The organism is Clostridium mobile (assembly GCF_018918285.1).
GTDB lineage: Bacteria > Bacillota > Clostridia > Clostridiales > Clostridiaceae > Clostridium_AW > Clostridium_AW mobile.
Window position 1 is genome coordinate 318,927 of sequence record NZ_JAHLQF010000001.1, and the last position, 12,461, is coordinate 331,387.

Here is a 12,461-nt window from a genome sequence, read left to right on the forward strand (position 1 = left end):
TAACACCTACTTACTAATTTAATGAACTATATTAGATATTATTTCAAATATCCTTTCAGTAAAACTAACCAATTGATGCAACATCCAGCTACCAGTCAACAATCCCACCAAAGCTATGGTGATAAGTTTAGGTACAAAGGTCAATGTTTGCTCCTGAATTTGAGTGGTAGCTTGAAATATACTAATTATCAACCCTACAACAATAGATGTTATAAGGATTGGAGCTGAAATCATTAATCCAGTGGTTATAGCATCCTTCATTATTCCTAGTACTAAATTTTCACTCATTTAACCACCTCATTTAAAGCTTAAAATTAAAGATTTTACTACTAAATACCATCCATCTACCATTACAAACAACAAGATTTTAAAAGGTAGAGAAACCATAACTGGTGGTAGCATAAACATACCCATGGACATAAGTACACTTGCAACAACTAAATCTACAATTAAGAATGGTATATACAGTAAAAATCCTATTTGAAAAGCAGTCTTTAATTCACTAGTTATAAATGCAGGAATTACAACATGTAATGGAGCATTATCCTTTGTAACTTCTTCTCCAACTTTTCCAATCTCTAAAAACAATTTTAAATCTTTTTGTCTCGTTTGTTTTAACATAAATTCTCTTAGAGGTTTTGCTCCCTCTTCAAAGGCCACCTCTTGGTTGATTTTATTTTCTAAAAAAGGTTTTATTGCCTTCGAGTTGATTTCATTATATACTGGGGCCATTATGAAAAAAGTTAGAAATAAAGCTAGTCCAATAATTACCTGATTGGGCGGCGATTGCTGCGTTCCCATAGCATTTCTTAAAAATCCTAATGTTACAATAATTCTTACAAAGCTAGTCATCATAATAATAATAGATGGAAGCAAAGTTAATATTGTAAGAAGGATCAAAAGCTTTATATTATCTACATAATTTTGAGGTGAAGAAGCACCATCTACAGATATATTAATTTTTGGTACTGGTATTTGTGCCGGAGCTGCAAATGCCTTAGTAGACATAGTTATTAATATGAAAAAAGTTGTCACTCCAACAATGTATAATAAAATTTTTTTCTTATGTTTCATAGTTTTTCTTCCTTTTTTCTTAATTTTTGCAAAACATTTATATCTACCTTGGAAGACTCCAATTTTTTCAATTCATCCTCTTCAAGTGGAAAAAGTATTTCTACTTTACCATTAGATGAGGATACGATGTAGCCTTTATCTCCAATTTTCACTGCAAGTATTGCATTATCCTTTGATAAAGGTAACCGATCAAGTATTTTCATATACCTACCGTTTTGGATGTTTTGTAGCTTATCTCCACCCATTTTTAATGAAGTATATATTAGCAGTAGTATAAAAGGCAAGAATATTAATATTTTTAATAAAGTAACTATAAATTGATAATCTCCATTCATACTTATACTTCCTTGCTATAAATTACTTATTATTGAACTAATATTTCTGTAAAATACACATTATCACATAATCCATTTTCAAACATAGGATTGATTTTGTTTAATAATTCAACTTTAATCTCTTCTGTTCCTTTGGTTGAAAAGTCATCATGTTTTTTTGCTCTTAAAACAGTATTTATGGAATCTAATATAACTGGCTTTTTCTTTTCTATTTCTTTTAACATTTTCTTATTATTAAATCCTAAGTGAATTTTAGCTTTTAAAAATCTCTTACTATCGGTATCTGAAAGATTTAATAAGAATTCTCCTAGATCATATGTATACTCTGAAACCGCCGGTTTATAAAAATTATTATTGTTATTCATATTAACATTAATATTAGGATTTTGAGCCATTTGAGAATTTCCTTTGGCATTTTTGTTTGATAAAAACATGTAGGTACCAAAAGCTCCTCCTCCTATTATTACAATTAGACATAAAACAATTAAAATTATTCTTATCTTATTATTAGTTGTTTCTAAACTCTTTTCGCTCATTTACCATCAGGCTTCCTTTCTAAAGAAACTATTACTATATTAACTCTTCTATTTTTAGCTCTATGTTCCTCGGTGTCATTAGGAGATATAGGCTTATACTCTCCATATCCTGCAGCTGTAAATTTATTAGGATCTTGCTTTTTAACTTCAACAAAATATCTTAAGACATTAACAGCTCTTGCTGTAGAAAGCTCCCAGTTAGAATCATACTTATAATTTTTTATTGGTATATTATCCGTATGACCTTCAACTATAACCGAATTAGGAAAACTTGCAATTAACTTATTAAGCTTTTCTAGTATTTGTATACTATCTTCTTTTATTTCAGCTCTTCCTGTCTCAAATAAAACACTATCTTTTAATTCAATTATTACACCACTGGAATCATTTTTTATTGTTACAGACCCTTGCAAATCATTTTTTTGAGCATAATCTCTTACTTTATCATAGAGTTCGTTATCTCTTCCCCCTGTTGCTGAACTAGTATCAATAGTTTCTCCTACAAGGGGCACATCTCCATTCTTCATATTAAAGTCAAATATGGTTTGTCCTGAACTTCCAGATAAAACACTTTGAAATGCAGATGCAATTTGTTGAAACTTTTCAGCATCAACACTAGAGAAAGAATAAAGCAATACAAAGAAGGTTAGTAGTAGGGTAACTGTATCTGCGTAGGTAGCCATCCATTCATTACCTCCACCTCCGCTGTCTCCGTTATTCCTTTTTCTTCTAGCCATTTTCTGCCACCCCTTCTTTAGATACAGTAACAGCATAGTTTGTTCTTTCTTCAGGTGATAAATAAGAAATCAATTTTTCTTCAACAATTCTTGGATTAACCCCTGATTGAATTGATAATATTCCTTCTAACATCATTTCTCTAATAGCTGCTTCTTCGTCACTCTTTAACGCTAAGTTAGCTGCCATTGGATTAAAAAATAAGTAGGCCATTAATGAACCATAAAAGGTTGTAACTAAGGCTTTAGCCATACCACTAGCTATCTGAGCTGAATCTGTTAAGCTTACAAGCATTTGAATAAGTCCTATTAATGTACCTGCCATACCAAAAGCTGGAGCATATCCTCCCCAAGATCTTAACATATCTGCTCCTATCTTATGCCTTCTTTCCATCTCAGATATCTCTAGTTCAAGGATGTCTTTAATAGTGTCTGGCTCAATTCCATCAACAACCATTTGTAAACCTTTTTTTAAAAATCCATCATTTATTTGGTTTATCTCATCTTCTAATGACAATAATCCTTCTCTTCTAGCTTTTCTAGATAATTCAGTAAATTGTCCTATTATATCTAAACTTGATTTTTCACTTTCTTTAAATGTTTGAACAAGTACCGTCTTTAGTTTTCTAAAATAACTTAAAGGATATGTTATAAGCATGGCACAAAAGGATCCACCAATAGTAATTAATATGGAAGCTACGTCAAAGAATGACTTTAGCTGTCCAAAATCGTATTCTGTAAGAGATTTCATACTCATAGCCCATAACATGGTAAAACATCCAACTACTATACCTATGCCTGTCAATGCGTCCCTCTTTTTCATCTTCTAGATGCCTCCTGTATATTCACTGTAAATATATTTCTTTTATATAAAGTAACTTTTTCTACAATAATTTCAATAGATTCTTTAACCAAATATTTTCTCCCATTAGTGAGAGTAATAAGACTCTCTGGTACACTTTCCATTTTTTCTATATGATCTGCATTTAATATAATTTTTTTATTATCAAGCCCTGTTACCTCAATCATAAACCCACCCCCTTTTTTAGGGAGAGTTAAGAGTTCTAAACTCTCAACCCTTAACTCTCAATTATTAACTAACTAAAATTATCTCTTCAAGTTTACTAGTTCTTGAAGTATTTCATCTCCTGTAGTAATAACTTTACCATTAGCTTGGAAAGCTCTACTTGCAACAATCATCTCTGTAAACTGTTCAGCTAAATCTACTCTGGACATTTCTAACATTGATTGATTAATGCTTCCATATCCCTTTTCATTGCTATTTTCAGCTCCAGCACCACTTCTAAAAACAGCTTGTCCTGAGTTTGCTGAGGATGAAAGTAAGTTTTTACCTTCCTTTGTTAAGCCAGCTGGATTTTTAAAGCTAGCCATTCCTATTTGACCAATTGCTCTCATACTCCCACCACTTAACGTTACTTTTATTACTCCATTTTTATCTACAGTAAAACTCTTAACTCTTTCTCCAGCTACTTCATCAGGAATAGCTAGTGGAACTAACTTATTAGTAGCCTTAATACCATCTTCTCCATTGACATCAGCTGCACTTTCTATTACTGGTCTACCATTTTCATCGTATGAAATAGTACTTCCATCAATTTCATATCCCATAACTCTGTATCCATCGGAAGTTACTAATTGACCAAATTCATCTAGGGTAAATGAACCATCTCTTGTATAGGATATTTCATAATCTCCTGCATTTTCATTTTCAGAGTCTATAGTTCCATCTTCTGTTACTTCTAGTCCTGCTTCATCTCCAGTCTTACCTTTAGCAACAACAAAATATCCATCTCCATCTATGGCAAAATCAAATGAATTACCAGTTGACTGCATGTTACCTTGTTCCATTATAGTGTCAATTCCTGCAACCTGAGTACCTAATCCAACTTGACTTGGATTTGTTCCTCCTGTGCTAGTTCCCGGGCCTGTAGCTTCTCTTAAATTTTGACTCAACATATCTTGAAATCTAATTCTTTGTGTCTTATATGCAGTGGTATTTACGTTAGCGATGTTGTTACCAATTACATCTAGTTTTGTTTGATTAGCTTTTAATCCACTTATACCTGAATACATTGATCTTAACATAATTTTATACCCTCCAAAATTCATTTATCTCGTCCTGCATCCTTCATTCAGCAGAACTAGGCCTCCCGAAGGTCCAGCCTCTATAATATTACTAAACTATCGATATTTGTGAATATATTTCCTTGGCTCTCATCTTTATTCATTGCTGTTATCACTGTTCTATTCTTTATACTAGCTACAAGGGCAACGTCTTTATATAAGATTACCCCTTCACTACATCCCTTTTCTTTTGCCTTATCTATACCTTCTCTTATTTTATTTAGATCATTTTGATTAAACTCAATGTTTCTTTCTAATAATCTTTGTTTAGCGTGATTAGATATGACAAAATCCGATTCTTTATTAATCTCATTTTGTAGAATTTCATTAAAGTTAACAGATCCATTTTGGCTATTAACTTTTTTTACATTATTTGAGATAGAATATGGTTGCAGCTCTTGAATATACTGCATTTTTCCATTTATAATTCTATAGCTCATACTTACTCAACCTTACTTTCCTAACCTTAATTTTCTGGTATTTCACCAGGTTCCTCTGGTTCACCCGGTTTTTCCGGTTCGCCTGGCTCCTCTGGCTCACCTGGTTCCTCCGGTTCCCCTGGCTCTTCTGGTGATTCGTTGACATTTATAATCTCAAGTATATCCTCAAGCATAAATTGATTAACTACTGCAACGGTTTCACCATCTTCGTTTTCCTCGTATCCAATTAACACATTAATTTTGATACTATTTCCATCTCTAGAAACACCAGTAATTTTACCCATATACAAGTTGCCATCTGAATCGAATCTATTTAACATTACACCCTTCCCTATTAGAGAGGTTGCTCCAACAAATCTCATGTTGCTATTTAAATTTGACATTTGTTCTATGGAAGCGAATTGTGCCATTTGCGTAACAAATTCAGTTCCATCTTTTGCATTCATTGGATCTTGATTTGATAATTCAGCAGCTAAAATTCTTAAGAAGGCATTCTTATCCATATCGTCCCCTGGTTTTCTAATAGGAGTCCCTCTAGCAGTTTTCGTACCTGTGTTAGCATTAACTCTTTCAGATATTGGTATATCTGATTCCTTTCCATCTTTTTTAAGGAAATTTCCTTTAGATGTTTGTGTGCCTGCTAGGGAATTGGGTTTTTGAGATATTAGTATGTCTGACATTCATTCTCCCTCCTAAGCTAAAGTATTTACATTTCTTAAATCTTCACTTATGTTTTCTAATATATCATCACCATCTAAAGAATCATCGATAGCACTCAAGGATGAATTTTTTCTTCCTTGATTATTCTGCTTTTCTCCATGACCTTTTCCCTCTCCCTTGAAGAAGGTAGTATCTTCATAAAGATTTAAAGCGAAGTTTTGAATTTTAATTTGTGAAGTTTCAAGCTTATTGGCTATGTCACTCATATTTGAGTTTATTAAGTTATATGCTTCTTTTGTATTAGCTGTAATGGAGGCCTTCATCTTTCCGTTTTCCATAGTTATGCTTATAACTACTTCACCTAATTCTTTAGGATTGATTTTTACAGTTAAATCTTTTAAATTACCAGTTTCCATGTATTTCACAGCTTTAACAATGTCACTAACCATAGTTTCTCTTCTTATCATAAGCTCTTCAATATTAAATTTTTCTGTTGAGATTTCTAAAGAATTTTTATTATTCGGCATTAAATTAATAAACTTAGATATTTTATCCTCTTCTTTATTATTTATAATACTGGATAATAATTTTTCTTCCTTACCTTGATGTTTATCATCATGTTTTGAAAACTGATCACTTTCATGATTTTTTCCCATTCTATAGCCATTCAGTACATTTACAGGTATTTCTTCCTTGATTATGTCAGGCTTAATTGGAGATTCATCATTCTTTACTATTTCTTCATTATTTATTCCATTCAATATTTCAGATTTTATCTTTTGAACTAAATTTACATCGGAAAATCCTTCTTCAGATTTTGAAGTAATAATTTTCTCTAAGTCACTTTCTACTTTTTTAACTAATTCATTTATTAAGGGTTTATTTTCTCCAAGTAATTCTCCATTAAATAATTCTTTATTATTTAATAGATTATTTAAAATAAAATCTACTTTTGAATTTTTATCGCTGGAACTTATAAACTCTTCTGTAATTACAGCATTTATAATTCCTTCAATCTTTTTAGCCATGGCCTCATGAGGCATGTCTACATTAGTTGTATCAAGCAAATACTGTAGTAACATTAATGATTCACTAATGCTTAAATCTTCAACTTCTAAATCTTTTAAACTCAATTCTTCCTTTAACTTTTCCGGATTAATTTTATCTATATTAGTAGATTGGCTATCCTTTGAATTCGCTGTCATCAAAGGCTCTTTAGTTTTTTTAGGAACATTCACCTTATTTTCTTTTTTCACTTCATTAAAGTCATTTAATACACTATTAAAATCCTTATTTTCCTTGTTGTCTGTTTTTTTATAAGGGGAATCATTTCCTTTAGAACTAGTTTTATTTAACATAATACTTAGACTATCTATCACTTAACTCACCTCCTTTCAAGTTTCTGAAAAATCCGTATAGAGCAAATTCGTCATTGCATTTTTGTTCAATTGCTTCTTGCTCCTTTAAATAATTTTGCCAAGATTTTTCTTTTAATATTTCTACTGTCTTCCTGTCCATTTGTTTTTGTTTCAACTCTACCCTAACATCATCTACTACCTTTATCTTCTTTTCTAAATCTGTAGTAGCAACATTAATTGAATTAGATAATGTGCTAAGATATTGTTGTCTCATCTTTCTTTCAATAGTTGTATCCTCTTGTTCAACTCTATTATGTTTTTTATAACTATTTTTTAAGTCATTTAATTTATTTTCAGCTTCAAATTTATCTTTTTGAACCTTTTGGAATGTTCTTTTGCATTCCTCTTCTTTATCTATCCTTATGTCTAGTAACTTTTGAAGTCTAAAACTATACTTTTTCATAAGCTCACCTTTTCATTAAGAATTAAACACATTTACAATTCTAGATACAGTATCTTTAAAAGTTGTATGTTCATTAATTCCTTGTTTTAAAAAGGAATTAATTTCATCGTTATATTCAATGGCTAAATCAATTTTTTTGTTGCTTCCTTTTACATATGCACCTATATTGATTAAATCTTCAGCTTCCTTATAAGTAGCTATTAAATCTCTTGCAATAGAAGCAGCACTCTTATGATCTTCATCAGCTATTTCAGACATAAGTCTACTAATACTACTTAATACATCTATAGATGGGTAATGATTTTTAGCAGCCAAAGCTCTAGATAAAACAATATGTCCATCTAAAATTCCTCTCACAGCATCCGCAATAGGTTCATTAAAATCATCCCCATCTACTAAGACTGTGTAAAAAGCTGTAATAGATCCCTTATCGGACATACCTGCCCTCTCCATTAATCTAGGAAGCATAGCAAATACAGAGGGAGTATATCCTTTTGTAGCCGGTGGTTCTCCAATAGCAAGTCCAACTTCTCTTTGAGCCATAGCAAATCTTGTTACTGAATCCATCATTAATATTACTTTTTTCCCCTGATCCCTAAAGTATTCTGCAATAGCCGTAGCTGTAAAAGCACCCTTAATTCTTACCAAAGCTGGCTTATCAGAGGTGGCACATACCACTACACTCTTTTTCATTCCTTCAGTCCCTAAATCTTTTTCAATAAAATCTAGAACTTCTCTTCCTCTTTCTCCGATTAAACATATTACATTCACATCTGCTTCAGCATATTTGGCAATCATACCAAGAGTGGTACTTTTCCCCACACCACTACCTGCAAATATACCTATTCTTTGCCCTTCACCGCAGGTTAAAAATCCATCAATTGCTCTAACTCCAGTGGAAATTACATCTTTAATTCTTCTTCTTTTTAGAGGATCAGGAGGTTCTTTATCCAAAGGATAGAACACTCCACCTCTTAACTCATCTTCAGTTAATGGCTCTCCTAATCCATCTAATATCTTTCCTAAGACTTCATCAGAACACCTTGCACTTAGAGGCTTTCCTGAAGGAACCACTCTACACCCTGGAGCAATCCCAGTTAGCTCACCTAGAGGCATTAATATAACATTATTTTCTTTAAACCCTACCACTTCACATACAATGGAAGCATTTTTTTCATTATATATAGTACATACTTCCCCTATAAAAGCCTTAATGCCTTCTACTTCAATGGTTAATCCAATGACTTTCTTTACTATTCCTTCTCTTTCGTAAAAGCTGCTTTCTTTTATTCTCTTTTTTATAGTCTTAAAGTCTAGCATTTCCATTCAAACACCTCAGATATTTCTCAATTTAACCATTGAGGATTTCCCCTATTTTTTCAAATATTGAGTCTTTATTTATATTTATCTTTCCATTATCTTTTTCAATGCAAACATTGCCTTCTTTTAACGAATCATCTTTAATTACAAATATATCTCCTCTAAAAGCATTATTTTCTTTCCATTTAGAAATATTTTTTTCCAATTCATCCTTATATGTACTGTTGCATCGAACAATCACGGTTTTAGAAGTTTTTACTTCATCTAATATCCCCATAACCATAGAATTCAGACCATCTTCTTCTTTAAATTCTTTAGCTATAATTGACTCAATAATCTCTTTTATTAACTTTTTTATTTCTATTTTTTTGTCTTTTAAATACTTAATATACTCTTCTTTTCCCGAATTAATTATTTCACTTGATGTACTTTGAGCATCCTTAATTAATTCTTCTCTTTCTTCATTAGCTTTTTTAATATTTTCCTCATATGCTAATTTATAAGCTTCATCATATCCTATTTTTCTGCCTTCTTCATAACCTTTTTCATAGGCCATAGGATATGCCTCTGCTTCTATTTTTTCAGCATCCTCATATGCTTTTGATAGAATTTGTTCACCTTGTCTTCTTGCATTTTCCAGCATTGATTTCGCTAGATTCTCATAGCTTTCTATAAACTCTTTTGCATTATCTTCTCTTTGTTTCTTTTCAATAATATCTGCAGTATTTATTGGTGGTGTATACTCTGTAACAATCTTTTTTTTACCGCTATTTATTACGGTGGTATTTTTTAATACCTTATTATATGATGATTGCATCTTCTCCACCTCTTGATATTACTATTTCTCCTGCTTCATCAAGTCTTCTTATAATACTTACTATTTTTTGTTGAGCTTTTTCAACATCCATGATTCTCACAGGCCCTAAGAATTCCATATCTTCCTTCAACGATGCAGCAGCTCTCTTTGATTGATTTCTGAATATTGTATTTGCTACTTCTTCTGAAGATCCTTTTAAGGCTAATGCTAATTCTTTTGTCTCTACTTCCCTTAAAACCCTTTGAATTGAAACATCGTCCAATGTAACAATATCTTCGAAAACAAACATTGATGCCTTAATCTTTTCAGCTAATTCAGCATTTTCTCTCTCTAGTGACTCTGTGATATTTCTTTCAGTTGTTCTATCAACTTGATTCAGTATGTCAACAATAGTAGGTACTCCTCCTATTGATTTCATTTCTGATCTTACAACTGAAGATAATTTGCCATCCAATACCTTTTCTATCTCTTTTACAACTATAGGGGAAGTATTATTCATAGTTGCAATTCTATGAGCAACTTCTCCTTGCAAATCCTCTGGCAGTTCTGATAATATTTGTCCTGATTTATCAGGCTGAAGATAACAAAGGATTAAAGCAATTGTTTGAGGATGTTCATTAGATATAATATTTAATAGCTGAGCAGCATCAGCCTTTCTTGCTATAGCAAAAGGTCTAAACTGCTGAGTAGCTTCTGTAACTTTATCTAAAATCTCTACTGCCCTTTGGCTACCTAAAGCTTTTGCAAGTAAGTTCCTTGCATATTCTATGCCACCTTCTGTCAAATAATCTTTTGCCTTGTTCATCTGAATAAATTCTTCTAATATTTTTTCCTTCTGCTCTGACTTTACAGCAGTAATATTAGCTATTTCATATGTTATTTTTTGTATTTCAGATTCTGGCAATTTTTTTATTATAGCGGCAGATGCTTCTGGCCCTAGTGTAATAAATAATATAGCTGCCTTTTGAACTCCAGTTAATTTACTTGAATCTCCACCTCTAGCCATATGCAATCACCTCTCATCCTCTGCCAACCAAGCCTTAATTATTTCTGCAACCTGCTCTGGCTTATCCGTAGCATATTTTCTAATTTGATTCTCTATATGTGACTTTTCATTTTCTACATCTAATTGTATCGGCTTAAACTTTGGTGTTTCTTCTATTGGTGCTTCATCATCCAATACTACATCGATTCCTTCTAATTCTATATCTTCATCCTTATTTTTTCTTCTTCTTATTACAATAAATATTATAAGTAGTAATAAGAGTAATCCTGCTATAATTCCTATAGTTGTATAAAGCTTCATATTCTTTGCTTTTTGCGCCTCTTTTTCCATATCTTCTATATCTGTATTAGTATTATCTTTAGAACCAGTGTCAAAAGGCAATCCTTCAACACTTATAAGATCTCCTCTATCTTTGCTTAATCCTACTGCTGATGATACAGCATTAGTTACAGAGGTTCTAGTTGCATTATCTAAAACTCCATCTAATATTACTGATACAGTAAGTCTTTCCACTGACCCTGGAGCTTTAATTAATTTATTATTTTCTTTTGATATCTCATAGTTTTTAGTGATTTCTTCATGAGTTGTAGTTCCATTGTCTACGTTATCTTCTGCCCTATTTCCCATATTATCATCTACAGGGCTTCCGCTATTAGGCCCTACATTATTGTCTGTAGTTTCTTTAATAGAATGTTCACTAACTACTACATTATTAGGGTCATATACTGTAGTTTCTTTTTCATGGGCGTCAAAGTTTAAATCAGCATTAACTTTAACTTTTACCCCATCTTTTCCATAAACCGCTTCCAGCATATTCATTACTTTGTTTTCTAAATTTTTTTCATATTCTCTCTCTAAGGCTTGTTACTTTTCAGCTGCCCCTGCCATATCTGGTTCTTCATCTTCATATAAATCCTTAGTAAGACTTCCATTAGTATCATTAATTTCAATGTTTTCTCTTGGTAGATTCTTAACGCTCCCTGAAACCAATGCTACAATTGCTTTAACTTGATCTTTTGATAGCTTTTTATATGGTTTAAGTTTTAATGTTACGGAAGCTTGAGCTGGAGTTTCATCTTTTATAAAGGCACTTCCTTCTGGTAAAACTAAATGAACTCTTGCATTTTCTATCTCTGGAAAACTCTTTATAGTTCTTTCTAATTCACCTTGTAATGCTCTTTGATAATTAATTTTCATCTCAGCATCTGTAGCTCCAAATTTGCTTTTATCCAATAATTCAAAGCCTTGACTACCATTATTCATGGGAACCTCTGACAATATTTCCATTCTTAAACTGTCAACTTTTTCACTAGGCACTAATATGGTATTACCTTCAACCTTAAAATCTTCTTTCTTTTCTTTTAGTTTATTGTAAACGGATCCCATGTCACTGTTATCTATGTTAGAAAATAAAACAGCATATTTTGTGCTAGTCAGAGTTATTCCTAAATAAATTAATGTACATATTATACCTGCAAATATTGCACCATAAGCTATCTTCTTTTTTTTGCTCAAATTGCCTAAAGTTTCTTTAAGTTTATTTACCCATTGGGATAGCTTGTTCATCTATAGC

At 31.8% G+C, this 12,461-nt stretch carries 15 protein-coding genes and 1 pseudogene; all 16 read right to left on the bottom strand.

The annotated features are described in order from the left end of the window. Nucleotides 1-18: 18 nt before the first annotated feature. Entirely contained in the window at nt 19-288 is a 270-nt protein-coding gene (gene fliQ, locus KQI86_RS01710) for a flagellar biosynthesis protein FliQ (RefSeq protein ID WP_216437428.1), read from the bottom strand. A gap of 9 nt (nt 289-297) precedes the next feature. Continuing rightward, nucleotides 298-1,008 (bottom strand): flagellar type III secretion system pore protein FliP, encoded by a 711-nt coding sequence (gene fliP, locus KQI86_RS01715; RefSeq protein WP_425514354.1) that lies wholly within the window; start codon nt 1,006-1,008, stop codon nt 298-300. Nucleotides 1,009-1,070: 62 nt separating this feature from the next. Then, a complete protein-coding gene (locus tag KQI86_RS01720) occupies nt 1,071-1,409 on the bottom strand; it encodes a flagellar biosynthetic protein FliO (protein WP_216437430.1) in 339 nt (112 codons plus the stop codon). Nucleotides 1,410-1,438: 29 nt separating this feature from the next. Then, a complete protein-coding gene (locus tag KQI86_RS01725; protein WP_216437431.1) occupies nt 1,439-1,945 on the bottom strand; it encodes a flagellar basal body-associated FliL family protein in 507 nt (168 codons plus the stop codon). After that, nucleotides 1,942-2,682 carry a flagellar motor protein MotB gene (locus tag KQI86_RS01730; protein WP_216437432.1) on the bottom strand — a complete coding sequence of 247 codons (741 nt, stop codon included), beginning with the start codon at nt 2,680-2,682 and terminating at the stop codon, nt 1,942-1,944. The genes KQI86_RS01725 and KQI86_RS01730 overlap by 4 nt, the downstream gene beginning before the upstream one ends. Then, nucleotides 2,675-3,502 carry a motility protein A gene (locus KQI86_RS01735; RefSeq protein ID WP_216437433.1) on the bottom strand — a complete coding sequence of 276 codons (828 nt, stop codon included), beginning with the start codon at nt 3,500-3,502 and terminating at the stop codon, nt 2,675-2,677. The genes KQI86_RS01730 and KQI86_RS01735 overlap by 8 nt, the downstream gene beginning before the upstream one ends. After that, nucleotides 3,499-3,708: a flagellar FlbD family protein gene (locus KQI86_RS01740; protein WP_216437434.1), complete on the bottom strand. Its 210-nt coding sequence runs from the start codon at nt 3,706-3,708 to the stop codon at nt 3,499-3,501. Before KQI86_RS01740 ends, KQI86_RS01735 begins: the two co-directional genes overlap by 4 nt. 78 nt (nt 3,709-3,786) lie before the next feature. Beyond that, nucleotides 3,787-4,785 (bottom strand): flagellar hook-basal body complex protein, encoded by a 999-nt coding sequence (locus KQI86_RS01745; protein WP_216437435.1) that lies wholly within the window; start codon nt 4,783-4,785, stop codon nt 3,787-3,789. A gap of 80 nt (nt 4,786-4,865) precedes the next feature. Beyond that, the gene (locus KQI86_RS01750) at nt 4,866-5,264 is read right to left on the bottom strand and encodes a TIGR02530 family flagellar biosynthesis protein (protein ID WP_216437436.1); all 399 of its coding nucleotides are present in this window, start codon (nt 5,262-5,264) and stop codon (nt 4,866-4,868) included. A gap of 26 nt (nt 5,265-5,290) precedes the next feature. Then, nucleotides 5,291-5,944, bottom strand: coding sequence for a flagellar hook assembly protein FlgD (locus tag KQI86_RS01755; protein ID WP_216437437.1), 654 nt, complete (start codon nt 5,942-5,944; stop codon nt 5,291-5,293). Nucleotides 5,945-5,956: 12 nt separating this feature from the next. Next, complete coding sequence (locus tag KQI86_RS20470; protein WP_216437438.1) at nt 5,957-7,303, bottom strand: flagellar hook-length control protein FliK; 1,347 nt, start codon at nt 7,301-7,303, stop codon at nt 5,957-5,959. Then, nucleotides 7,293-7,745 (bottom strand): flagellar export protein FliJ, encoded by a 453-nt coding sequence (gene fliJ / locus KQI86_RS01765; protein WP_216437439.1) that lies wholly within the window; start codon nt 7,743-7,745, stop codon nt 7,293-7,295. Before fliJ ends, KQI86_RS20470 begins: the two co-directional genes overlap by 11 nt. Before the next feature lie 15 nt (nt 7,746-7,760). Continuing rightward, a complete protein-coding gene (gene fliI, locus KQI86_RS01770; protein ID WP_216437440.1) occupies nt 7,761-9,071 on the bottom strand; it encodes a flagellar protein export ATPase FliI in 1,311 nt (436 codons plus the stop codon). 25 nt (nt 9,072-9,096) lie between these two features. Beyond that, nucleotides 9,097-9,882, bottom strand: a complete 786-nt coding sequence (locus tag KQI86_RS01775; RefSeq protein WP_216437441.1) for a FliH/SctL family protein — start codon at nt 9,880-9,882, stop codon at nt 9,097-9,099. Then, nucleotides 9,866-10,888: a flagellar motor switch protein FliG gene (fliG, locus tag KQI86_RS01780; protein WP_216437442.1), complete on the bottom strand. Its 1,023-nt coding sequence runs from the start codon at nt 10,886-10,888 to the stop codon at nt 9,866-9,868. The genes KQI86_RS01775 and fliG overlap by 17 nt, the downstream gene beginning before the upstream one ends. A 6-nt stretch (nt 10,889-10,894) precedes the next feature. Beyond that, nucleotides 10,895-12,454 (bottom strand): annotated as a pseudogene (gene fliF / locus KQI86_RS20475) (flagellar basal-body MS-ring/collar protein FliF). Nucleotides 12,455-12,461 lie beyond the last annotated feature (7 nt).